Genomic DNA, 22271 nt, shown 5'->3' on the forward strand with positions numbered 1-22271 from the left:
GCATTTAGCGACATTCAGGATGCACCGGCGCGCTCAAGCGCCTTTTTTGGTTTACAGGCGTTATGACACTGATTCTTGGGATAGACCCCGGCTCGCGCATCACCGGCTACGGCGTGGTGCTGCAAACGGCCCGCGGTTGCGACTATGTGGCATCAGGTTGCATTCGCACGGGGGCGGGCGAGTTGCCCGAGCGCCTGCAGATTGTCTTTCGCGGGGTGGCAGAGGTCATTCGCCTGCATGGGCCGGTCACGATGGGCATCGAGCGGGTGTTCATGGCCCGCAACCCGGACTCTGCACTCAAGCTCGGCCAGGCCCGCGGCGCGGCCATCGTGGCGGCCGCCGAGGCCGGTCTGGAGGTGGCTGAGTACAGCCCCACTCAGATCAAGCAAGCGGTAGCCGGAACCGGGGGCGCCAGCAAGGAGCAGGTCCAGTTGATGGTCATGCACTTGCTCAAACTGACTCAAAAACCGCAAATCGACGCCTCCGACGCCCTGGCCATTGCCCTGTGCCATGCCCATACCCGGTCCAGCCTGGTTCCCCACGGTCTGGGCGCTGCACGCCGTCGCGGCGGTCGCTTGCGGCTCTAGAGGCTTCATGCGCTGATACATGTTTTTGGACCTGGGGAGCACTTGCCTCAGGCATTTGCTGATAGGGTGAGGCGGTCGCGAGGCCCCCTCCACGATTAAAGGAACGACACGTGATTGGACGTTTGCGCGGCACCTTGGCGGAAAAACAGCCGCCGCATCTGATTATCGACGTCAACGGCGTTGGCTACGAGCTGGAGGTGCCGATGACCACGCTCTATCGGCTGCCCAAGCTCGGCGAAACGGTCACGCTGCACACTCATCAGGTGGTGCGTGAAGATGCCCACCTGCTGTATGGCTTTTTTGAGAAGCGTGAACGCGAGCTGTTCCGTGAGCTGATCCGCCTGAACGGCGTTGGGCCCAAGCTGGCGCTGGCCTTGATGTCCGGGCTTGAGGTGGACGAACTGGTGCGCTGCGTGCAGGCTCAGGACGCCTCCGTGCTGGTGCGCGTGCCGGGCGTTGGCAAGAAAACCGCCGAGCGTCTGCTGGTCGAGCTCAAGGATCGCTTCAAGGCCTGGGAAACGTCCCCGGCCATGTTTGCTCTGGTCTCCGATGGCCCGCTGCCGCTGGCCGCAGACTCCAGTGCCGAAGCCGATGCCGTGAGCGCGCTGGTGTCACTGGGCTACAAGCCGCAAGAGGCGAGCAAAGCCATCGGCGCCATCAAAGACAAGTCCGGGCTGAGCAGTGAAGAGCTGATCCGCCGCAGCCTCAAAGGGATGATCGTCAAGTGATCGAAGCCGACCGACTGATCGCTGCCAGTGGTCGCGACCGCGAAGAGGTCCAGGACCGGGCCATTCGGCCGCTCAGCCTGGATGACTACATTGGCCAGCCGGTAGTGCGCGACCAGATGGGGCTGTTCATCCAGGCCGCCCGTGGTCGTAACGAATCGCTCGACCACACGCTGATCTTCGGCCCCCCGGGCCTGGGCAAGACCACACTGGCGAACATCATCGCCAATGAAATGGGCGTATCGGTCAAGAGTACCTCTGGGCCGATCCTCGAGCGCCCAGGTGATCTCGCAGCGATGCTGACCAACCTTGAACCCCATGACGTGTTGTTCATTGATGAAATCCACCGGCTGCCGCCTGTCGTGGAGGAAGTGCTGTACCCGGCCATGGAAGATTTCCAGCTCGACATCATGATCGGCGAAGGCCCAGCGGCACGCTCCATCAAGCTCGATCTGCCGCCGTTCACCCTGGTGGGCGCAACGACCCGTGCCGGCATGCTGACCAACCCCCTGCGCGACCGCTTCGGGATCGTCCAGCGTCTGGAGTTCTACAGCAACAAGGATCTGAGCACGATCGTCACGCGTTCGGCGGGCATTCTCGGCCTGCCCATCGAGCCGGAGGGTGCGTTTGAAATCGCTCGTCGAGCCCGTGGTACACCGCGTATCGCCAACCGATTGCTGCGCCGCGTGCGGGACTTCGCCCAGGTACGAGGTAAAGGGCATATCACCAAGACCATCGCGGACATGGCGCTGAACCTGCTGGATGTCGATGAACGCGGTTTCGATCACTCCGACCGGCGGCTGTTGCTGACCATGATCGAGAAATTCGACGGCGGTCCGGTCGGGGTCGACAATTTGGCCGCGGCTATCAGCGAGGAGCGTCACACCATCGAAGATGTGCTCGAGCCCTACCTGATCCAGCAAGGCTACATCATGCGCACGCCCAGAGGGCGGGTAGTCACACGGCACGCCTATCTGCACTTCGGATTGAACATTCCTGGGCGGTTCACGGAAGGGGGAGAATTTTCCGATCCGGTCGACGAATAGTCGATCAAAAGCGCTTTTGCGTGGTCCTACCGCTGGCAGTCGACGACTGGACCAAGCGTTTGATGATCCGTGAAAAAACAGTTGTCCTGCCGGATTGGCAAGCCGAGGAGTAAGCACTAGAGTATGCGCGCGCAAAATGAGCTGGAACCGTTCGCACATCGCTGTCGCGTCTACTACGAAGATACAGACGCCGGCGGGGTGGTCTACTACGTCAACTACCTCAAGTTCATGGAGCGTGCGCGCACGGAGCGGCTGCGTCATCTTGGATTTTCTCAGGTACAACTGGCACAACAAGATCTTCTGTTCGTCGTCCATTCAAGCGAGGCCCGTTACCTGGCGCCGGCGCGACTGGACGATGAACTGCGGGTAACCGCGCACGTGCGCGAGCTCAATCGGGCCAGTCTGCGCTTCGTCCAGCAGGTCTGGCGCGAGCGTGATCAGACGTTGCTCTGTGAAGGGCAGTTTCTGATCGCAGCCGTGCGTGCAGACACATTCAAACCCCGGGCTATTCCTTCAGAGCTGCGTAACGCCTTCCTGGCGGACAGCCCGGGTAATCAATCGAACGCAGGAGAATAAGCGTGGAAGCAAACGTCGTCGACCATACCTCCATGTGGAGCCTGGTCGCCAATGCCAGTATCGTGGTTCAGCTGGTCATGCTGATCCTCGTAGCCGCCTCGGTGACCTCGTGGATCATGATCTTTCAGCGCAGCACCATGCTGCGCGCCGGTCGTCGTGCGCTGGACGCTTTCGAGGAGCGGTTCTGGTCAGGTATCGATCTGTCCAAGCTGTATCGTCAGGCGGGCAGCAACCCGGATCCTGACTCGGGTGTCGAGCAGGTGTTCCGCGCCGGCTTCAAGGAATTCTCACGTCTGCGTCAGCAGCCGGGTGTCGATCCTGATGCAGTGATGGAAGGCGTCGGTCGCGCCATGCGCGTCGCCATCTCCCGTGAGGAAGAAAAGCTCGAGCAGAGCCTGCCCTTCCTCGCCACGGTGGGTTCCACCAGCCCCTACATCGGCTTGTTCGGTACCGTGTGGGGCATCATGAACTCGTTCCGTGGTCTGGCCAGCGCCCAGCAGGCGACCCTCGCCACCGTGGCACCGGGCATCGCCGAGGCCTTGATCGCAACGGCGATCGGCCTGTTCGCGGCAATCCCGGCAGTTATCGCGTACAACCGATTCGCCGCGCGCAGTGAAACCCTGATCGGCCGTTACTACACGTTCGCCGATGAGTTCCAGGCCATTCTGCACCGCAAAGTGCACACCAGCGAAGAGTGATCAGGTAGAAACCCATGGCCCGAGTTCGCCAGAAACGCAAGCCGGTCGCCGAGATGAACGTGGTGCCTTACATCGACGTGATGTTGGTGCTGCTGGTCATCTTCATGGTGACTGCCCCCATGCTCAATCAGGGCGTGAAGGTCGACCTGCCGAAGGTGTCCAGTGAGGCGTTGCCTCAGGACAACAACGTGCAGATCCTCACCATTTCGATCAAAGCCGACAAAACCTACTTCTGGAACCTTGGCAGCGAGGTCGACACCGACAAGCAGATGGACAAGGCCATGACGTTGCCGGACATGACCAACGCCGTGACCAAGATCATCGCTGCCGGTCGTGACCAGGGCAAGCAGACCCAGGTGTTCATCCGTGGCGACAAGACCGTGGATTACGGCGCGGTAATGGGCGCCATGGGCGGGTTGCAGAAAGCCGGTGTCGGTAACGTTGGCCTGATCACCGAGGCGCCCTGATGCAGCAGCGAGAGCCCTCCGCCTCGGAAAGCTACTTCTGGCCCAGTGTCTGGGCGGTCGGCCTGCATGTGCTGGTGTTCGGCATGCTGTTCGTCAGTTTTGCGATGACGCCGGAACTGCCGCCGTCCAAGCCCATCGTTCAGGCTACGCTGTATCAGCTCAAGTCCAAGAGCCAGGCGACCACCCAGACCAACCAGAAGATTGCAGGTGAGGCCAAGAAGACCGCTTCACGCCAGACCGAAGTCGAACAGCTCGAACAGAAAAAGGTCGAGCAGGAGGCTGTGAAGGCCGCGGAACAAAAGAAAGCCGATGCTGATCAAAAAGCCGAGGCGGCCCGCGAGGCTGCTGAAGCCAAGAAAGCAGATGAGGCTGCAAAGGCGGCCGAGGCGAAAAAAACCGCCGAAGCCAAGAAGGCGGACGAGGCCAAGAAGGCGGACGAGGCCAAGAAAGCCGAAGCGTCGAAAAAGGCCGCCGAAAAACAGCAGGCCGACATCGCCAAGAAAAAGGCTGAAGAAGAAGCGAAGAAAAAAGCTGAAGAAGAGGCCAAGAAAGAGGCCGCTGAAGAGGCGAAGAAGAAATCAGCGGAGGATGCCAAAAAGCAGGCCGCTGAAGACGCCAAGAAAAAAGCAGCCGAGGACGCCAAGAAGAAAGCGGCAGCCGAGGATGCGAAGAAGAAGGCAGCTGAAGAGGCCAAGAAGAAGGCCGCTGCAGACGCTCAGAAGAAGAAAGCCCAGGATGCAGCACGCAAGGCGGCGGAAGACAAGAAAGCCCAGGCCCTGGCCGAGCTGTTGTCCGATACCACCGAGCGTCAGCAAGCGCTGGCGGATGAGCAGGGTGACCAGGTGGCCGGTGATTTCGACGACCTGATTCGAGTGCGCGCCGCAGAAGGTTGGGCACGACCACCGTCTGCCCGCAAGGGTATGACCGTCGTCCTGCAGATCAACATGCTGCCGGACGGTACCGTGACTGGCGTGAAGGTGCTCAAGTCCAGTGGCGACGGGCCGTTCGACAGTTCGGCAGTGGCGGCAGTCAAGAACATTGGTCGTTTGACCGAAATGCAAGGCTTGAAGCCGAACGAGTTCAACCCGTATCGGTCATTCAAGATGACATTTACTCCTGAGGATCTTGCGTTGTGATTAAACGTCTGAAAGGACTGCTGGTCTTGCTCTGCTGTGTGGCAGGCATGGCAGTGGCAGATGAAAAGAACATCCTGGTCACCAGCGGTAGCGACCGGGCCACGCCTATCGCCGTCGTGCCATTCGGTCTGCAAGGCGGCAGTGTGTTGCCTGAGGACATGGCCGAGATCATCGGTAATGACCTGCGTAACTCGGGTTACTACTCGCCAATTCCGCGTCAGAACATGATCAGCCAGCCGAGCCAGGCCAGCGAAGTCATCTTCCGTGACTGGAAAGCGTTAGGTGCGCAGTACGTGATGGTCGGCAGTATCGTGCCATCGGGCGGTCGTCTGCAGGTGCAGTACGCGCTGTTCAACGTGGCGACCGAACAGCAGGTGATGACCGGCAGCGTTTCTGGGACCACTGATCAGTTGCGCGACATGTCGCACTACATTGCTGACCAGTCTTTCGAGAAGCTGACCGGCATCAAAGGCGCGTTCTCCACACGCATGCTGTATGTGACGGCGGAGCGCTTCTCGGCGACCAACACGCGTTACACCCTGCAGCGTTCCGACTACGACGGTGCCCGCGCGGTGACGTTGTTGCAGTCGCGTGAGCCAATTCTGTCGCCGCGCTTTGCGCCGGACGGCAAGCGCATTGCTTACGTGTCCTTCGAGCAGAGACGCCCACGTATCTTCGTGCAGCATGTCGATACAGGCCGCCGCGAGCAGATCACCAACTTTGAAGGCCTCAACGGTGCGCCCGCCTGGTCGCCCGATGGTTCGCGCCTGGCGTTCGTGTTGTCCAAAGACGGCAACCCGGACATCTATGTCATGAACATGGGGTCGCGCCAGATCAGCCGTGTCACCGCCGGTCCGGGTATCAACACCGAGCCTTTCTGGGGCAAGGATGGCAATACCATCTACTTCACCTCCGACCGTGGCGGCAAACCGCAGATCTACAAAACGTCGGTCAGTGGTGGTGGTGCCGAACGTGTCACGTTCGTAGGCAACTACAACGCCAACCCGAAGTTGTCGGCTGATGAAAAGACACTGGTAATGATTCATCGCCAGCAAGGTTTCACCAACTTCAAAGTGGCGGCACAGGATTTGCAGCGCGGAAGTGTAAAGATTCTCTCCGAGACCAGTCTTGATGAGTCGCCTACTGTTGCGCCCAACGGCACCATGCTAATCTACGCCACCCGCCAGCAGGGCCGGGGAGTCTTGATGCTCGTGTCCCTAAACGGACGCACGAGGCTCCCGCTTCCTACCGCTCAAGGCGAAGTCAGAGAACCGTCCTGGTCCCCTTACCTGAACTGATTGCGGCGTAATACTTTTGCTTAACACACTGGGGTTTCATTAGGAGTTTCATGATGCAAATGCTGAAGTTTGGTAAATTCGCTGCGCTGGCACTGGCCATGGCCGTAGCAGTAGGTTGCTCCTCCAAGGGCGGTGATAATGCTGGTGAAGGCAACGGCGCTGCCGTTGATCCTAACGCTGGTTACGGCGCCAACACAGGTGCTGTTGACGGCAGCCTGAGCGAAGAAGCTGCTCTGCGCGCAATCACCACCTTCTACTTCGAATACGACAGCTCGGATCTGAAGCCAGAAGCCATGCGCGCTCTGGACGTTCACGCCAAGGACCTGAAGTCCAATGGCAGCCGTGTTGTTCTGGAAGGCAACACTGACGAACGCGGTACTCGCGAGTACAACATGGCACTGGGCGAGCGTCGCGCCAAAGCCGTTCAGCGTTACCTGGTGCTGCAGGGTGTTTCCCCTGCTCAGCTGGAACTGGTTTCCTACGGCGAAGAGCGTCCAGTTGCTACCGGCAACGACGAGCAGAGCTGGGCCCAGAACCGTCGCGTAGAACTGCGTAAGTAAGTTCCTATGCGTAAGTGCCGCCTTGCAGTAACCGTCCTCGCCCTCAGTCTGCCTTTCGCGGCAATGGCTGCGGTTCCTATCGTCGATGACAACGCGAGCAGCTACCCGCCCGCGGGTTACGGCACGAGCGGCACTTATGCCGGTGCAGGGGCTTCAACCCCTGCTTCGGCACAAGGGCAGCTGTTCATGCAGTTGCAACAGATGCAAGACCAGATCTCTCGTCAGCAGGGCATCATCGAAGAGCTGCAAAACGATGTTGCGCGCATGAAGAAAGAGTCTCTGGAGCGTTACCAGGATCTCGATGGGCGCATTAGCAGCAACGCTGCGTCTGCGGCCACGCCTGACAATTCTTCTACCGGCAGCGCGCCTGCTGCTGGTGCGGCAAGTGGCGACAGTGCTGCCAGTGCCAAACCGACCAGCTCCAGCGAGCCGGGCGATCCTGCGAAAGAGAAGCTGTATTACGACGCTGCTTTCGACCTGATCAAACAAAAGGACTTCGATAAAGCCAGCCAGGCTTTTGGTGCCTTCCTTCGTAAGTACCCTAGCAGCCAGTACGCTGGCAACGCGCAGTACTGGTTGGGTGAGGTGAACCTGGCCAAGGGTGACTTGCAGGGCGCAAGCCAGGCGTTCGCCAAAGTTGGCCAGGCTTATCCCAAGCACAGCAAGGTTCCTGACTCCCTGTATAAACTGGCGGATGTCGAGCGTCGTCTCGGTCACACCGACAAGGTCAAAGGCATCTTGCAGCAAGTGGTCAGCCAGTACCCTGGTACGTCCGCTGCGCAGCTTGCCCAGCGCGACCTGCAACGCTTGTAATCAGTACCGTTCGAAAGAAACCCGCGCCTGCCGCGGGTTTTTTCGTTAGACTCTGCGCCCTTTTTTCAATCACTACGCTGCTACGGATAACGCGATGTCGAGTCCGTGTCAGTGCCTCACGGAGGCGGGCAGCCTGTGTAGCTGCTCTGCCCTAGGCGGATCATGCAAGACACATTACGCATCACCGAAGTCTTTTACTCGTTGCAGGGTGAAACGCGAACGGCTGGGTTACCCACTGTTTTCGTGCGCCTGACAGGCTGCCCGTTGCGCTGCCAATACTGCGACAGCGCCTACGCCTTCACCGGCGGCACGGTTCGCACGCTGGATTCGATTCTTGAGCAGGTGGCGGGCTTCAACCCGCGCTACGTCTGCGTCACAGGTGGAGAGCCGCTGGCCCAGCCCAATGCCCTGCCATTGCTGCAGCGCCTCTGCGATGCCGGCTACGAGGTCAACCTGGAAACCAGCGGTGCCTTGGATATCTCGGCGACCGATATCCGCGTGAGCCGAGTGGTCGACTTGAAGACCCCGGCCTCGCTGGAGTGCCATCGCAACCGCTACGAAAACATCGAGCACCTCACCCGTAATGATCAGGTCAAGTTCGTGATCTGCTCGCGGGAAGACTATGACTGGGCGGTGTCCAAGCTGATCGAGTACAACCTCGACCAGCGCGCGGGCGAGGTGCTGTTCTCACCGAGCCATAACCAAGTGAGCGGCCGCGACCTGGCCGACTGGATCGTCGCCGATAACCTGCCGGTTCGCTTCCAGCTGCAGTTGCACAAGCTGCTGTGGAACGATGAGCCCGGACGCTGATTGAGACGCTGATTGAGGAGTACAACGATGACCGGTAAACGCGCAGTGATCCTGCTGTCAGGCGGCCTGGATTCCGCCACCGTGGTAGCCATGGCCAAGGCCGAGGGCTACCAGTGCTACACCATGAGCTTCGACTACGGCCAACGGCACCGTGCCGAGCTGGACGCAGCGGCACGGGTAGCACGCGACCTGGGGGTGGTCGAACACAAGGTGATTGGCCTGAACCTCAACGGCATCGGCGGCTCAGCGCTTACCGACGTCAGCATTGACGTGCCAGAAGCGCCGACCGAAGGCATTCCAGTGACCTACGTGCCAGCGCGCAATACGGTGTTCCTGTCCCTGGCCCTGGGTTGGGCCGAGGTGCTGGAGGCGCGGGATATCTTCATTGGTGTGAACGCGGTGGATTACTCGGGATACCCTGATTGCCGGCCCGAGTTCGTGGAAGCCTTCGAACGCATGGCCAACTTGGCCACCAAAGCTGGCGTGGAAGGCAATGGCTTCGCCATTCGCGCGCCTTTGCAGAACATGAGCAAGGCCCAGATCATCGAGGCCGGTGTTGCCCAGGGTGTGAATTACGCACTGACCGTGTCGTGCTACCAGGCAAACGACGCCGGTCAGGCCTGTGGCAAGTGCGACAGTTGCCGCCTGCGTGCCGAAGGTTTCCGCGCTGCGGGTGTGGAAGATCCTACGCCTTATTTCCAATAATCTAACTGTAGGGTATTGATTTTCTTCTGGAAATCGATATTATACGCGCCATCAAACGGGTCGTTAGCTCAGTTGGTAGAGCAGTTGGCTTTTAACCAATTGGTCGTAGGTTCGAATCCTACACGACCCACCAGAATATGGTCGGGGTGTGAGGTCTAGAGAAGGGCTTGCCAGCCACTTTGCTAGTCCTGCAGCCGGATGCAGTGAGCCTCAAACTCGCTCAAACGTGATCTGAAAATGAAAGAGCCCGCCGATTATGGCGGGCTTTTTCGTATACGGCTGTCTGGTGCGTCAGAAGCGCCATCCTATCGAGTGAAGCCTACGTCTGAGGCAAGACTCTCGCTCCGCTACAAGCGCTCAGGCAGCAAAGACCGGCACGGGTTTGCTGGTGCCATTTTCACGTCGTTCTGTCGCTGCGCCCATCGCAAGCAGCCAGTCCGTGACAATGGCCTGATCGTCGAGCCCCCTTCGTTGAGCGTGGTGGCAGTCGGTGGATACCGACGCATCACGAAATGGTTAAGCTGGAGGGCGTCGATTTTCTCAGGTTCAGGGGCCGCACGATGACGACATCGCTCTGCGAGTTTCAAAACGTCATGAGATGGGCGAAGGTTCTAGAAGGCGACTCGAATCGGGCGGGCTTGGAAGATCTCATCAAGATTGTGCTAAGACCTGTTCAGGCAGATCGTATGCGCTCGGCGTTTACTCGGCCCGCTCATTGCGCACCGGACGCTCTGACATGGGTTCGCAGCATGGGCGATCTTTGGCAAGTACCGGCGCCGGAGGGAACCTTGCTTTCGCACGTCATCAGGCATGGACGCCGGGCTGTGGATAAAAGCCATACGTTGCGGCTCGGTCGAGATGTGGTCCTCCCAACGATGTGGAGCAGCTCAAGCGTCAAGAACAGCCTGGGCGCTATTGGCCCTGGCCGTGCCTGTGGCCCATTCGTCCAGGACTTCAATCACAGCCTCACGCTCATGATTCCGCTTGGCATCGGCTGGGTGTCCGGCGGAAATCACTCGATCACTCAAGGTATCCTGGCGGGCGAGGGTGAGCTGGTGCCCGATGAAGTGATCGATGTGTCGTCTGCCATCGATGCCGTTCGATACGACGGCGAGTGCTGGATTTGTCAGAACACCGGTCTGCGCGCTGCCGGACCGTGCTACCCGGAGTTCGGGTGGGTGTGGGAAATCGCCCGCCTGCTCATCTCGCTCCCGCCAGCACCGATGGAGCGAGCGTAGAGACGAGCAAGGCGCTAACAGCGCAGGCGACTGATCGGTTTCTTAGGCCACAAGAACGTGCCGCTGCGCTGGACACCTTGACGCCCTGTCGGCAAAGCCTTAATCGTGGGGCTCGACTCACTGGTTCGGACATTCCCATGCTGCCCACTTCCTTGCCGCCCTCTACCTTGCAGCGTGCCCGGCTGCGCCTGCTCAATGGCCGGGTCGGCCTGGGGTTGGTCGCGGCGTTGTCGTTTCTGGCGGGCATGACCGATGCGGTCGGGTTCATGTCCACAGGCGATTTCGTGTCCTTCATGAGCGGCAACACCACGCGCATGGCCGTCGCGGTCAGCGAAGGCGATGGTCACGGCCTGCTGCGCCTGGCGCTGGCCATTGTCTGTTTCGTGGTGGGCAATGCGCTGGGCGTTGTCCTGGCCCGCGGCTTGCGTCGGCGCGCGGCGCCGCTGTTGCTGCTGGTGGCGATGGTATTGGCCTGTGCTGCGCTACCTGGGCTGTGGGCGTCGGTGGCGCTGGCCTTGGCAATCATCGCCATGGGATTGCTCAATGCGGTGGTCGAGCAGGTCAACGGGCTGCCAATCGGCCTGACCTACGTGACCGGGGCGCTGTCGCGGTTTGGCCGAGGCCTGGGTCGCTGGCTGATGGGCGAGCGCCGCAGTGGCTGGCGCGTACAGCTGGTGCCATGGGGCGGGATGCTGCTGGGGGCGGTGTTCGGTGCCTGGGTGCAAACACGCCTGGGTATCGCCGCGCTAGCGGTGTGCGCGGTGGTGACGCTGGTGCTGGCAGGCGCGGTGCTGTTCATTCCGCGCAGCTGGCAACGGGGCTACATGGCGCGTTGACCGCGACGGCTCAAGCAGCCGCATGCGGTGCTGGATGTGCGGGAAAGCTTGCCAGCCGGTGTTTGGCCATGCAGATTTGTCGCTTTCCCGCAGCGTGGAGCTTTTCATGACCGAGCCTTACCAGGACGTAGCGCAATGAGCCAGTCTTCCCAATTCAGCCTGCTCGGCACGCGGCGCTTTCTGCCGTTCTTCGTGACCCAGTCGCTCGGCGCCCTCAATGACAACCTGTTCAAGCAGTCGTTGATCCTGGCGATTCTGTACAAGATCAGCCTGGAAGGTGATCGCTCGATCTGGGTCAATCTGTGTGCCTTGCTGTTCATTCTGCCGTTCTTCCTGTTTTCCGCGTTGGCCGGGCAGTTTGGCGAGAAGTTCGCCAAGGATGCGCTGATCCGGGCGATCAAGCTGGCCGAGATCGCGATCATGGCCATCGGTGCGGTCGGCTTTGTCACCAGCCATCTGGAACTGATGCTGCTGACCCTGTTCGCCATGGGCACCCACTCGGCGCTGTTCGGGCCGGTGAAATATTCGATTCTGCCGCAGACGCTGCGCGATGAAGAACTGGTCGGCGGTAACGGCCTGGTGGAGATGGGCACGTTTCTGGCGATCCTGGCCGGCACCATCGGCGCCGGGATCATGATGTCGTCAAGCGAGTACGCCAGCGTGGTCGCCGGGGCCATCGTCGGTACGGCCGTGTTGGGTTACCTGGCCAGTCGCTGGATTCCACGCGCGGCAGCCGCGGCGCCGCAGATGGTGCTGGACTGGAACATCTTCAAGCAGAGCTGGTTGACCCTGCGCCTGGGCCTTGGACAGACGCCGGCAGTGTCGCGCTCGATCGTCGGCAACTCGTGGTTCTGGTTCGTCGGCGCCATCTACCTCACGCAGATCCCGGCCTATGCCAAGGACTGGCTGCACGGCGACGAAACCGTGGTCACCCTGGTACTGACGCTGTTTTCGGTGGGCATCGCCCTGGGCTCGCTGCTGTGTGAGCGCCTCAGTGGGCGCAAGGTGGAGATCGGCCTGGTGCCGTTTGGCTCGTTCGGCCTGACGCTGTTCGGCTTGCTCTGGTGGTGGCACTCAGGCGACGTGCCACCACGTGATGTGCCCTACGACTGGCTGGCGCTGCTGGGCTTGAGCAAGGCCTGGTGGATCATGCTTTCGATCGTGGGGCTGGGGGTTTTCGGTGGTTTCTACATCGTGCCGCTGTACGCCCTCATCCAGGCGCGTACGCCGGAACATCAACGCGCGCGGGTGATCGCTGCCAACAACATCCTCAACGCATTGTTCATGGTGGTGTCTGCGCTGTTGACCATCGTGCTTCTGAGCTTGGCCAAGCTGAGCATTCCCCAGCTGTTTCTGGTGGTGTCGCTGCTCAACATTGCGGTGAACGCCTACATCTTCCGCATCGTGCCCGAATTCACCATGCGCTTTCTCATTTGGCTGCTCAGCCACTCGATGTACCGGGTTGAGCACCGTGGGCTGGCGCACATTCCAGAAGAGGGCGCGGCGTTACTGGTGTGTAACCACATTTCTTTCGTGGATGCGTTGCTGCTGAGCGGGGCGATTCGTCGGCCGATCCGCTTCGTCATGTACTACAAGATCTTCCGTATTCCGGTGCTCAACTTCATCTTCCGCACGGCCGGCGCCATCCCGATCGCCGGTCGCGGTGAAGATGCGGTGATTTACGAACAGGCGTTCGCGCGCATCGCCCAATCGCTGCAGCAAGGGGAGCTGGTGTGCATCTTCCCCGAGGGCAAGCTGACCGCTGACGGTGAGATCGATGTGTTCAAGAGCGGCGTCAAGCGCATCCTCAGGGAGACGCCCGTGCCGGTGATTCCGCTGGCGCTGCAGGGGTTGTGGGGGAGTTTCTTCAGTCGCGATCCGGGCAAGGGCCTGTTCAAACGGTTCTGGTCGCGGGTAACGGTGGTGGCCGGGGAGGCCATCGCCGTAGATGCCGCGCAACCTGATGTGCTGCGCCAGCGAGTCGCCGCATTGCGCGGCGACCGTCGCTAGAGCAGACCGCTCACGGTCAGCTGGCGCTGACCTTGAGCCCGATCAGACCTGCCACGATCAACGCCACGCTGGCGATGCGGATGGGCGCCATGGATTCGCCGAACAGCAGGATGCCGGCGATCACGGTACCGACCGCCCCAACGCCGGTCCACACGGCATAGGCGGTGCCCAACGGCAGCTCTTTCACGGCCATGCCCAACAGGCCGATGCTGATGGCCATGGCGCCGAGGGTCAGTGCGGTGGGCAGCGGGCGGGTGAAGCCGTCGGTGTACTTCAAGCCGACGGCCCAGCCGATTTCGAACAGGCCGGCGCAGAACAGGATGATCCAGGACATGGGTGCCTCCATCTTGACGTGAAGCTCAGGCTCAAAGGTCTTGAGACGCAGGGCAGGCTGGCTTCAATGCAGCATGCCCCGTGGATCACGCCTTCTCGGGCTGAGCCAAAGGATGGGGCCGTCCCCGAATGATCACGCCAGGCGTCGTGAGGTCGTCCTCAACAGTGGGCTTATCCTGCCCACCGTTCAGCGTCTGGGCAACCCCTCAGGCTTTGGCTGAGCGCTATCTGCACTTGCCCATGCTGCGTTGAAACGGGCCCGCAAGGCCGACTCCGACTGAGCGTTCCCGGCTAGGCGCCCCCGACTAGGCGCCCCGACTAGGCGTCCCCATCGCAATGCCCATGGACTCCGGTACGCTGCGGTTGCTTGTCCCGTTTCGCCGGGCTACCACCGGCCTTGTCCGGTCTTCGCGCAGACAGCGTTCAGGCAGACCCTAGGGCTGGGTGGGGGGCTTGAGTTCAGACGTCGTCGGTTCCTCAAGCTTGCGGAACCAGGTGGAGAGCAGCGCGCCGGAAATATTGTGCCATACGCTGAACAGCGCGCTCGGCACCGCAGCCAGCGGCGAGAAATGCGCCGCCGCCAGTGCCGCGCCCAGCCCGGAGTTCTGCATGCCCACTTCAAGCGCCAGCGACTTGCGCTGGGCCAGCGGCAGCTTGCACAGCTTGCCGGTGAGGTAGCCGAGCAAGAAGCCGAAGCTGTTGTGCAGGATCACCACCGCCATGATCAGCAGGCCGGACTCGGCAATCTTCGCCTGGCTGGCAGCGACCACGGCGCAGACGATCAGCACGATGCTCACCACCGACACCAGCGGCAGCACTTGCACCGCAGCATGCACCTTGCTTCCCAATAGGCGCTGGGCCAATACGCCGAGCACGATCGGCAGCATCACCAACTGCAGGATCGACCAGAACATGTCCATGAACGAAACCGGCAGCCAGGCCGAGGCCAGTAGCCAGATCAATGCCGGCGTCAGCAGCGGCGCCAGCAAGGTGGTCACCGCCGCGATGGCCACGGCCAGGGCCAGGTCACCCTTGGACAGCCAGACCATCACATTCGACGCCGTGCCGCTCGGGCAGCAACCGACCAGAATCACGCCCACGGCAATTTCCGCCGGCAGATGAAACAGCTGGCACAGCAGCCAGGCCATGCCCGGCATGATCACGAAATGTGCGACCACCCCCAGCAGCACCCGCCAAGGTTGTCGGGCCAGCGCGGCGAAGTCGTCGAGCTTGAGGGTCAGGCCCATGCCGAACATCACCAGGCCCAGTAGCGGCACGATCGCGCCTTTGAGGCCCAGGAACCAGTGCGGCTGAACAAAGGCCAGGCAGGCGAACACCAGCACCCAGAGGGCAAAGGTGTTACCGACGAAGCGGCTGAGGGCGGCGAGTGCACGCATGGGGGACGGTCCTTGTAGTTATAGGGTTATGAACAAGCGCGGCCCGGCGCGCAGGGCAGGGCGGCATGGACCTGCCGCGGCTGCACTGCGTCAGGGCGGTCAGACCCCTTGCGGGATGTCTTCGCCGCCCAGGGCCTCGAACAGGGCCGGGAGGAACTCGGTGAAGGTCATCATCATCAGCTGGAAGCTGGCGTCGAACTGTTGCGCCGCTTCTTCGCCGCCATCCTGTTCGGCTTGCTCTTGCAGCAGCTCTTCGAATTTCAGGCGCTTGATGACGGTCTTGTCGTCGAGCACGAACGACAGCTTTTCCTGCCAGCCCAGCGCCAGCTGGGTGACCACCTTGCCGGTGCTCAGGTGCAGCTGGATTTCTTCGCTGGCCAGATCCTGGCGCTTGCAGCGCACGGTGCCGCCATCTTCATGGGTGTCGCGCAGCTCGCATTCGTCCTGAATGATGAAGTCTGCGGCCGGCTGCTGGGTCTTGACCCAGTCGGTGAGGGTCGCGCTTGGGGCGATCTTCACGGTCACCGGGCGCACCGGCAGCGAGCCCATCACTTCGCGCAGGGTCGACAACAGGTCTTCGGCACGCTTGGCGCTGGCCGAGTTGACCAGCACCAGGCCCAGGCGCGGGGCGATGGCGGCGAAGATCATGGCGCGGCGAATGAAAGCGCGCGGCAGGAACGCCTGGACGATCTCGTCTTTTATCTGGTCGCGTTCTTTCTTGTAGACCTTGCGCATCTGCTCGGTCTCGATCTCTTCGACTTTCTCTTTGACGGCATCGTTGACCACGCTGCTGGGCAGGATGCGTTCTTCCTTGCGCGCCGCGATCAGCAGGAATTCACCACTGACATGCACGAGGGGGGCGTCTTCGCCTTTGCCGAACGGGGCGACGAAGCCATAGGTGGTCAGCTCCTGGCTGGCGCAGGGGCGGGCCGGCTTGCTGGCCAGTGCGGCCTCCAGCGCTTCAGGCTCGAAAGCGACATCCTGGGTCAGGCGGTAGGTCAGCAGGTTCTTGAACCACATGAGGGGGTAACTCTCCTTAATGCATGAGGCGGGCATTATTCTCTTATGGGCGGGCACAGGCCAGCCCTGTCAGAGCGCTATCAGCCACGCTTGAAAGGCGTGAAACAACAGACACGCTAGGTCATTGAAAGGCCTGAAAAATTTTTTGAAGAAAGTGCTTGCCAGGGTAGGGCCTCGTCCGTAGAATGCGCGCCACACCGAGACGAAAGGGTGATTAGCTCAGCTGGGAGAGCATCTGCCTTACAAGCAGAGGGTCGGCGGTTCGATCCCGTCATCACCCACCACTCGATGTATAGCGCAGCGGTAGTTCAGTCGGTTAGAATACCGGCCTGTCACGCCGGGGGTCGCGGGTTCGAGTCCCGTCCGCTGCGCCATATTGAGCTTCAAGGCCCACTGAACACCTTGAAGCAACGAAAAAAGCGACCTTAGGGTCGCTTTTTTTTTGCTGTTTTTTTGGGCGTACTGCTGATGCGCCCGTCGGTCGAAGATGTTCTCGGCCGTTCTCTGGATCGATAAAGATCACTGGCTTCACAAACGATTCCTCGGCAGGCGCTCAATGGCGCGTCCATTGTCGCGGCTGTATGTCGCAAGCATTTCGATAATTGCAGAGCTGAGGAACATTGGCCTGCCCACTTCGTCGAAATGAATGGGAAGTGAAATGGCATCGGAGCGTTCGGCAGTAACGCGACGTGTCGAGGCGCCGGCCCAACGCTACGCTTCGATGGCCAAAATCCGCGACTGCATCACGCCGATCTCCCTTGCAACGCCTTCACCTCCTCATCCCGTTGCGTCACAATCGTTCGCGTCGGCCGCAAGCACCCGCTGTTTGCTGCCGGCCATCCACCGTAAGCCAGAGACCGACCCATGCAGGACGCCCCTACCGCAGACACGCCCGTTTCCGCCTCTACGCCCACCGCGCCATTGCTTGGCATCGACCTGGGCACCACCAACAGCCTGATCGCCGTCTGGCAAGACGGGCAGGCGCAGCTGATTGCCAACGCCTTGGGCGAGGTGCTGACGCCTTCGGTGGTCAGCGTCGACGACGATGGCAGCGTGCTGGTCGGCAAGGCCGCCAAGGCCCGCCTGACTACCCACCCTGAGCGCACGGCCGCGGCCTTCAAGCGCTTCATGGGCAGTGACAAGCAGTTCCAGCTCGGCGAGCACCGTTTCAGCCCCGAAGAGTTGTCGGCGCTGGTGCTGGGCGCGTTGAAGCAGGACGCAGAAGCCCACCTGGGGTGCAGCATCAGCGAGGCGGTGATTTCCGTGCCGGCCTATTTCAGTGACGAGCAACGCAAGCGCACGGTGTTCGCCGCTGAGCTGGCCGGGCTCAAGGTTCAGCGCCTGATCAACGAACCCACCGCAGCGGCCATGGCCTACGGCCTGCATGAGCAGAAGTTCGAGCGCACGCTGGTCTTCGACCTGGGGGGCGGCACCTTCGACGTCACCGTTTTGGAATACGCGCTGCCGCTGATCGAAGTGCACGCTTCGACAGGCGACAATTACCTGGGCGGTGAAGACTTCACCGAGGCGTTGCTCGGCGCCTGCCTGAAGGCATGGGAGCTCAAGCGCGACAGCCTTGCGCCGCAAGCGCTGGCCAGCCTGAGTGACGCCATCGAGCAGTTCAAATGCCAGGCCGGCGAGGGTAGCCGGGTGCTTGAGTGGAACGGCGATGGTCAGAGCCGCCAGTGGCAGCTCGATGACGTGACCCTGCAAGGCATCTGGGCACCGTTGCTGGCACGGGTCCGTGCGCCCATCGAGCAAGCCTTGCGCGATGCCCGATTGAGTCCGCGCGAGCTGGACAGCCTGGTACTGGTCGGCGGCGCCACGCGTATGCCGCAGGTGCAGCAACTGGTGGCCAAGCTGTTCGGCAAGCTGCCGTACCGCCATTTGGACCCGGATACCATCGTCGCCCTGGGCGCCGCCGCCCAGGCTGCCTGCAAGGCGCGCGATTCGGCCATCGACGAGCTGATCCTGACCGATGTCTGCCCGTACACCCTGGGCGTTGCCTCGCAGCGCGGCGAGGACGCGGCCGGTGCCTTCTCGCCGATCATCGAACGCAATACCATCATCCCGACCTCCAAGGTACAGCGCTTCTACAGCAGCCACCCACAGCAGAAAACCGTGCGCATCGCTGTGTACCAAGGCGAGCGTCCGTGGGTGCGTGACAATATCCTGGTCGACAGTTTCGAGATTCCGCTGCAGCAGACTGGCGAAATTCAGCCGCTGGACGTGCGCTTCAGCTATGACATCAACGGGTTGCTCGAAGTGGACGTGACGTTCCTCGACACCGGCCTCAAGCACAGCCACAGCATCGACCGCAGCCCGACCGGGCTTGACGCGGACGCCCGCCAGGCCAGCCACGAGCGCTTGGCAGGGCTGAAGATCCACCCGCGCGACACTTTGCCCAACCGCACCTTGCTGGCGCGGCTGGAGCGGGCCTGGATGCAGGCCTTGGGCGATGAACGCGAGTTGATCGCGAGCTGGCTCGACACCTTCAACGGCGTACTCGCCGGGCAGCAGCCCAGCGAGATCAGTCGCCAGCGCCAGGCCTTGAGCCAGTCGCTGGACGAGCTGCGCTACTGACCGTTGAGCCGGCGCAGGGCGGCTTGCAGGCCGTCCTTGAACCGGTCGGGTGCAGAGGGGGCCGGGCCATAGCGGTTGGGTAGCTTGTCACCCGGCATGGCCAGCAGGATCAGGGTGAAGAACGGCAAGAAGACGCACAGTGCCAGCATGATCGCCAGCAGCATTCCGCCATAGCCGAGGTCGCGCACCCGGCGTATGACCGCGCTGACCATCCACGGCACGATCAGCAGCAATATCGCCTCGCGCAGCGCGAACAGCCCCATCGCTGCCGGCACCACCTTGCACGCGAAGATGGCCAGTAGGGTCAGGCCATAGCCCTTGCGGTCCAGACGGCTGTTCAACTTCCAGGCTTTCCAGGCCGGTTCGCGCGGGCGCTTGTCCATGTTCACCAGCATGCGTTCCGACCAGCCCAGCAGCACCATGATCGCGCAGCGCAGGCCGGGGTCCTGTTCGGTGTCATCCTTGCCTTTCTGCAACGCTTGCAGAATTTGCATCCTCGGCGGCAGGCAGTCGTTGAGCAGGCTGTGCAGTGCCTGCAGGGCCTGTTTGAACAGCTTGCTGTTGACCCCTTGCGATTCGATTTCTGCGTCTTTGGGCGGCGTGCACTGGCCGGCGATCAAGCTGGCGCGTAGCGCATCGAACCAGCCACCACGCAATGACATGCCGTCCATGCGATCACGCATGCGTGAGCGCTCATCGCCGTCGAGCGAGCGGTCATGGAACAGCACCGCACACAGCAGCAGGTAACCCAAAGGGTAGTCGGCGAGCAGCGTGGGTTCCTGCTGCAGGCAGGCAAACACCTGAGCAGCCGTGGGCAGACGGCTGCTGTGCAGCGCCGTGCCGAGGTCGAGCAGGCGGCCGGCGACCAGGTTCTGCACCGGGTCGTCGTAGTCGAGCCAGTCGAGCAGGCCATTGGCGGCCGAGCTGTTCTGCGCCAGCAACAGCTGTCGGTGCAGACCGTGGAAGGGGTGGTCGGCGGGATAGTGCAGCGTGGCAGTGACCTGGGCTGAGACCAAGTCCATCCAGCGCTTGGGCTGATCGAGCATGGCCAGCATGAACAGTTGCTCACGGTGCCATTGCCACAGCGATTCGCCGCCGAGCATCGGTGGTAGCACGATGCCCTGATGGGCAAGCTGCCCCTGCAGCACCAAGGCGAATGGCACCGTGAACATGCTGCGCATCTGGAACTGCCGGTTGAGGTTCAGCACCGACGGCGCCGAATACACGCGTACCCGTCGCAGCCACTCGCGGCAGGCGGGGTGCACGTCCAAGGCCAGCAGTGATTCGGGCAGGTCGAGGGCGGCATCGTCGCTGTCGCAGTACTCGTTGAGCGCCCCCGCGACCACCGACTGCTGCAGCCAGGCCAGTTGCTGCCAGGCCTGTTGCTGGAAGCGTTCGAGGATCAGCCCATCGAGCGGGTCGTCACTGGAGGGGGCCTGGGTGACCTGCTGGAGCAGGCCGGCCTCGCCACGCTGTAGCGTCCAGGCGTACCAATACAAGCGCTGCAGGACAGCATCGGGCTGTTCGTCGAGCAGCCAGGCCAGCAACGGCAGCTCGTCGTCCCCGTCCAGGCGCCAGTCGATGAAGGTGGCGGCGATGCCTTCAAGCCGCAGGCGCGAGGCCTCGGACCAGCGCGACAAGGTGGTCATGTTCTGCGCCGGGCTGCCGATCAGCGGGTCGCTCAGGTCGCGCGGCCAGTGCTCAGGTGTGTCCTGTTGGTCGAGCGCCTGGATCAGCAGCGGCAGCCGCTCGGGGCGGGTGCGTGCGCAGTGCTCGAACAGCCAGCGTTCGGCCTGCGGGTGACGCTGTTCGCGCCACAGGCGCAGCCAGCCGGCCAGTGCCTGCTGGTGCTCGCCCAACGCATCGGCCTGACGCGTGAGCAAGTACAGCAGGTCCGTATCCTCGGGCGTTTCGTGCAGCCGTTGCTGCCAATGGCCATGGATCAGTTGGCTGGGGATGCCGGCCAGGCTCAGTTGCCGGTATAGCCGTTCGATCAGCGCCGCGTCATTGGGTATCGCCACGCAGGTGTGCTGGGCCACGAACTGCTCGAACTCAAACAGCGGGCGGTGCTGGAAAAGGTATTCCAGGGTGCGGAAGTACCACAGCGCTTCCATCTGCAGCATGGGCGGCCAGTCACGCATCAGCCCGGTGTCGAACGGGTCCGGGACCTGCAGCCGTTGCAGCAGGGCCTCGACTTCCTGGGGGTTGTCCATGCGCAGCAACTGATCGGCCCAGGCCAGGCGATCGGCCAGCAGGCCGACGCAACGGTGTGAAATCGGACCACACTCACGCAGGCTGCCGAGGATCTGCCAGCTGACATCGTCGAGCTGCTCCAGGGGCAGTTCATCGAGCTGCGCGATCAGGCCCTGCCAGGCCTGCGGATCGAAGCGCAGGCTTGGCTCCTCGAGCAGGGTGTGAAACGCCTGCAGGGTCGGATGTCGGCTTTCTGGGGTGGCCTCGGTGTCTGCTTCGGGTGCCTGCACCTGCAGCGCGTCGTGTTCGCGGGCCAGGCGCAAGGCTTCTTCATAGGCCTCGCGCAGCGCCTGGAAACCTTCGGGATTGGTCTCGGGATGGTGGGCAGGCAGTTGGGTTCGGTAGGCAATGCGAATGGCATCGAGGTCTTGGGTCGGCTCGAGGCCCAGACGGATCCAGCAGCTCATGACCAGCAGTCCTCTTCCAGCGATTCGGGGCGTTCGAACTCAGGCAGGGGCATGTCCCACGGCACGTCGACGAACCATTGTTCGGCGCCCAGACGCAGGTTGAGGGCGATGCAGCGGTTCCAGTGCTCGCTGCCCTGGCGTTGCAGCTCGGCGTGCAGCTGTTCATCGCTGCACTCGGAGACGTTCCACAGGGCTTTGCCGACCAGGTAGCCGGCAATGTAGCTGTCCCAATGGTTGTAGTAATGGCGCGCGCGCATGGCCAGCCGCAGGTGCAGCCACAGGCTTTCATCGCGGGTGATCAGGGCCTTCTTGACGCCGTTGCGCAGCAGAAAGCTCATGCGCGCCAGGTCCCAGGCGCGTGTGCCACCCGGGCCGCAATCGGGGAAGGTCCGGGCGGCATAGTCGTACTTGATGCGCTCGCGCGGGCTGAGCGCTTCGAGCCGGCGTTGCCAGTGCTCGGGCAGCGAGCGTTCGAATTGCCAGTAGGCCTCGGCAAGCTCCAACGCATGGCCGTTGTCCGCCATGCCGAGGGCGTCAAGCAACTGCTCGCGGCTGCTGATGCCCCAGCCACGTTCGAGGTCGGCTTTGTCTTCGCCTTCGTAATATTCGGCGGCCGTGAAGCTGGCGCCGTTGAGGGCGGCAATAGGGGCGGACATCAGGTGCAGCCAGTGCTGCGCGTTTTCATCCATGAGTGGGCTCCGGGCAAGGCTCAGGCAAGGGGCGGTTCAAGTCAAAGGGGCGCGCAAGCAGGCTACGACGCCAGCTGGTCTGAC

The 22271-nt window shown here is 62.0% G+C and carries 21 protein-coding genes and 3 tRNA genes; 19 read left to right on the forward strand and 5 right to left on the reverse strand.

The features are described from left to right. The first annotated feature begins 62 nt into the window (after positions 1–62). From ruvC to SJI00_RS00820, 16 genes are all read left to right on the forward strand, one after another. Entirely contained in the window at positions 63–587 is a 525-nt protein-coding gene (gene ruvC / locus SJI00_RS00745; protein ID WP_322459860.1) for a crossover junction endodeoxyribonuclease RuvC, read from the forward strand. A 110-nt stretch (positions 588–697) separates the two neighbouring features. Next, positions 698–1315: a Holliday junction branch migration protein RuvA gene (ruvA, locus tag SJI00_RS00750; RefSeq protein WP_322459861.1), complete on the forward strand. Its 618-nt coding sequence runs from the start codon at positions 698–700 to the stop codon at positions 1313–1315. Next, positions 1312–2358, forward strand: a complete 1047-nt coding sequence (gene ruvB, locus SJI00_RS00755; protein WP_322459862.1) for a Holliday junction branch migration DNA helicase RuvB — start codon at positions 1312–1314, stop codon at positions 2356–2358. The genes ruvA and ruvB overlap by 4 nt, the downstream gene beginning before the upstream one ends. A gap of 123 nt (positions 2359–2481) precedes the next feature. Then, entirely contained in the window at positions 2482–2934 is a 453-nt protein-coding gene (gene ybgC / locus SJI00_RS00760; RefSeq protein WP_322459863.1) for a tol-pal system-associated acyl-CoA thioesterase, read from the forward strand. Between the two features lie 2 nt (positions 2935–2936). After that, the gene (gene tolQ, locus SJI00_RS00765; protein ID WP_312935303.1) at positions 2937–3632 is read left to right on the forward strand and encodes a protein TolQ; all 696 of its coding nucleotides are present in this window, start codon (positions 2937–2939) and stop codon (positions 3630–3632) included. Between the two features lie 14 nt (positions 3633–3646). Beyond that, positions 3647–4099: a protein TolR gene (gene tolR / locus SJI00_RS00770; RefSeq protein ID WP_322459864.1), complete on the forward strand. Its 453-nt coding sequence runs from the start codon at positions 3647–3649 to the stop codon at positions 4097–4099. Next, on the forward strand, positions 4099–5235 hold the full coding sequence (gene tolA / locus SJI00_RS00775; RefSeq protein WP_322459865.1) for a cell envelope integrity protein TolA: 1137 nt from the start codon (positions 4099–4101) through the stop codon (positions 5233–5235). The genes tolR and tolA overlap by 1 nt, the downstream gene beginning before the upstream one ends. A 47-nt stretch (positions 5236–5282) precedes the next feature. Further along, positions 5283–6533, forward strand: coding sequence for a Tol-Pal system beta propeller repeat protein TolB (gene tolB, locus SJI00_RS00780; RefSeq protein WP_322460447.1), 1251 nt, complete (start codon positions 5283–5285; stop codon positions 6531–6533). 53 nt (positions 6534–6586) lie between these two features. Further along, complete coding sequence (gene pal / locus SJI00_RS00785) at positions 6587–7093, forward strand: peptidoglycan-associated lipoprotein Pal (protein ID WP_312935299.1); 507 nt, start codon at positions 6587–6589, stop codon at positions 7091–7093. Positions 7094–7099: 6 nt separating this feature from the next. Next, positions 7100–7906 (forward strand): tol-pal system protein YbgF, encoded by an 807-nt coding sequence (ybgF, locus tag SJI00_RS00790; RefSeq protein WP_322459866.1) that lies wholly within the window; start codon positions 7100–7102, stop codon positions 7904–7906. A 162-nt stretch (positions 7907–8068) separates the two neighbouring features. Then, positions 8069–8716, forward strand: a complete 648-nt coding sequence (queE, locus tag SJI00_RS00795; protein WP_322459867.1) for a 7-carboxy-7-deazaguanine synthase QueE — start codon at positions 8069–8071, stop codon at positions 8714–8716. Positions 8717–8743: 27 nt separating this feature from the next. After that, positions 8744–9421 carry a 7-cyano-7-deazaguanine synthase QueC gene (gene queC / locus SJI00_RS00800; RefSeq protein ID WP_322459868.1) on the forward strand — a complete coding sequence of 226 codons (678 nt, stop codon included), beginning with the start codon at positions 8744–8746 and terminating at the stop codon, positions 9419–9421. A 57-nt stretch (positions 9422–9478) separates the two neighbouring features. Then, a tRNA-Lys gene (locus tag SJI00_RS00805) sits at positions 9479–9554 on the forward strand. A gap of 427 nt (positions 9555–9981) precedes the next feature. Then, on the forward strand, positions 9982–10659 hold the full coding sequence (locus SJI00_RS00810) for a DUF6710 family protein (RefSeq protein ID WP_322459869.1): 678 nt from the start codon (positions 9982–9984) through the stop codon (positions 10657–10659). A 137-nt stretch (positions 10660–10796) separates the two neighbouring features. Further along, the gene (locus SJI00_RS00815) at positions 10797–11495 is read left to right on the forward strand and encodes a YoaK family protein (RefSeq protein ID WP_322459870.1); all 699 of its coding nucleotides are present in this window, start codon (positions 10797–10799) and stop codon (positions 11493–11495) included. Between the two features lie 135 nt (positions 11496–11630). Continuing rightward, entirely contained in the window at positions 11631–13505 is a 1875-nt protein-coding gene (locus tag SJI00_RS00820) for an MFS transporter (RefSeq protein ID WP_322459871.1), read from the forward strand. A gap of 16 nt (positions 13506–13521) precedes the next feature. Here SJI00_RS00820 and sugE read toward each other — a convergent pair whose 3' ends face one another. From sugE to rdgC, 3 genes are all read right to left on the reverse strand, one after another. After that, a complete protein-coding gene (gene sugE, locus SJI00_RS00825; RefSeq protein ID WP_322459872.1) occupies positions 13522–13839 on the reverse strand; it encodes a quaternary ammonium compound efflux SMR transporter SugE in 318 nt (105 codons plus the stop codon). 433 nt (positions 13840–14272) lie between these two features. Further along, entirely contained in the window at positions 14273–15235 is a 963-nt protein-coding gene (locus SJI00_RS00830) for a bile acid:sodium symporter family protein (protein ID WP_322459873.1), read from the reverse strand. A gap of 99 nt (positions 15236–15334) precedes the next feature. Next, complete coding sequence (rdgC, locus tag SJI00_RS00835; protein WP_312935288.1) at positions 15335–16255, reverse strand: recombination-associated protein RdgC; 921 nt, start codon at positions 16253–16255, stop codon at positions 15335–15337. A gap of 208 nt (positions 16256–16463) precedes the next feature. Here rdgC and SJI00_RS00840 point away from each other — a divergent pair. From SJI00_RS00840 to SJI00_RS00850, 3 genes are all read left to right on the forward strand, one after another. Beyond that, positions 16464–16539 (forward strand) — tRNA-Val (locus SJI00_RS00840). 13 nt (positions 16540–16552) lie between these two features. Further along, positions 16553–16629 (forward strand) — tRNA-Asp (locus tag SJI00_RS00845). 490 nt (positions 16630–17119) lie between these two features. After that, complete coding sequence (locus SJI00_RS00850; protein WP_322459874.1) at positions 17120–18838, forward strand: molecular chaperone HscC; 1719 nt, start codon at positions 17120–17122, stop codon at positions 18836–18838. Here SJI00_RS00850 and SJI00_RS00855 read toward each other — a convergent pair. Both SJI00_RS00855 and SJI00_RS00860 read right to left on the reverse strand, forming a co-directional pair. After that, complete coding sequence (locus tag SJI00_RS00855) at positions 18832–21498, reverse strand: DUF805 domain-containing protein (protein ID WP_322459875.1); 2667 nt, start codon at positions 21496–21498, stop codon at positions 18832–18834. The two genes, SJI00_RS00850 and SJI00_RS00855, sit on opposite strands and share 7 nt — an antisense overlap. Next, positions 21495–22187 carry a DUF1266 domain-containing protein gene (locus SJI00_RS00860; RefSeq protein ID WP_322459876.1) on the reverse strand — a complete coding sequence of 231 codons (693 nt, stop codon included), beginning with the start codon at positions 22185–22187 and terminating at the stop codon, positions 21495–21497. Before SJI00_RS00860 ends, SJI00_RS00855 begins: the two co-directional genes overlap by 4 nt. Between the last annotated feature and the right edge of the window lie 84 nt (positions 22188–22271).

Origin of the sequence: Pseudomonas gebzensis (genome assembly GCF_034427815.1) — a bacterium.
Classification (GTDB): domain Bacteria; phylum Pseudomonadota; class Gammaproteobacteria; order Pseudomonadales; family Pseudomonadaceae; genus Aquipseudomonas.

Bases quoted from the DNA above. Each gene is read 5' to 3' on its own strand.
- sugE (WP_322459872.1), bottom strand. From the start codon at position 13,839: ATGTCCTGGATCATCCTGTTCTGCGCCGGCCTGTTCGAAATCGGCTGG.
- ybgC (WP_322459863.1), top strand. From the start codon at position 2,482: ATGCGCGCGCAAAATGAGCTGGAACCGTTCGCACATCGCTGTCGCGTC.
- queC (WP_322459868.1), top strand. From the start codon at position 8,744: ATGACCGGTAAACGCGCAGTGATCCTGCTGTCAGGCGGCCTGGATTCC.
- tolB (WP_322460447.1), top strand. From the start codon at position 5,283: ATGGCAGTGGCAGATGAAAAGAACATCCTGGTCACCAGCGGTAGCGAC.
- tolA (WP_322459865.1), top strand. From the start codon at position 4,099: ATGCAGCAGCGAGAGCCCTCCGCCTCGGAAAGCTACTTCTGGCCCAGT.
- pal (WP_312935299.1), top strand. From the start codon at position 6,587: ATGCAAATGCTGAAGTTTGGTAAATTCGCTGCGCTGGCACTGGCCATG.
- queE (WP_322459867.1), top strand. From the start codon at position 8,069: ATGCAAGACACATTACGCATCACCGAAGTCTTTTACTCGTTGCAGGGT.
- ybgF (WP_322459866.1), top strand. From the start codon at position 7,100: ATGCGTAAGTGCCGCCTTGCAGTAACCGTCCTCGCCCTCAGTCTGCCT.
- SJI00_RS00810 (WP_322459869.1), top strand. From the start codon at position 9,982: ATGACGACATCGCTCTGCGAGTTTCAAAACGTCATGAGATGGGCGAAG.
- SJI00_RS00820 (WP_322459871.1), top strand. From the start codon at position 11,631: ATGAGCCAGTCTTCCCAATTCAGCCTGCTCGGCACGCGGCGCTTTCTG.
- tolR (WP_322459864.1), top strand. From the start codon at position 3,647: ATGGCCCGAGTTCGCCAGAAACGCAAGCCGGTCGCCGAGATGAACGTG.
- ruvC (WP_322459860.1), top strand. From the start codon at position 63: ATGACACTGATTCTTGGGATAGACCCCGGCTCGCGCATCACCGGCTAC.
- rdgC (WP_312935288.1), bottom strand. From the start codon at position 16,255: ATGTGGTTCAAGAACCTGCTGACCTACCGCCTGACCCAGGATGTCGCT.
- SJI00_RS00830 (WP_322459873.1), bottom strand. From the start codon at position 15,235: ATGCGTGCACTCGCCGCCCTCAGCCGCTTCGTCGGTAACACCTTTGCC.
- SJI00_RS00815 (WP_322459870.1), top strand. From the start codon at position 10,797: ATGCTGCCCACTTCCTTGCCGCCCTCTACCTTGCAGCGTGCCCGGCTG.
- SJI00_RS00860 (WP_322459876.1), bottom strand. From the start codon at position 22,187: ATGGATGAAAACGCGCAGCACTGGCTGCACCTGATGTCCGCCCCTATT.
- SJI00_RS00855 (WP_322459875.1), bottom strand. From the start codon at position 21,498: ATGAGCTGCTGGATCCGTCTGGGCCTCGAGCCGACCCAAGACCTCGAT.
- SJI00_RS00850 (WP_322459874.1), top strand. From the start codon at position 17,120: ATGCAGGACGCCCCTACCGCAGACACGCCCGTTTCCGCCTCTACGCCC.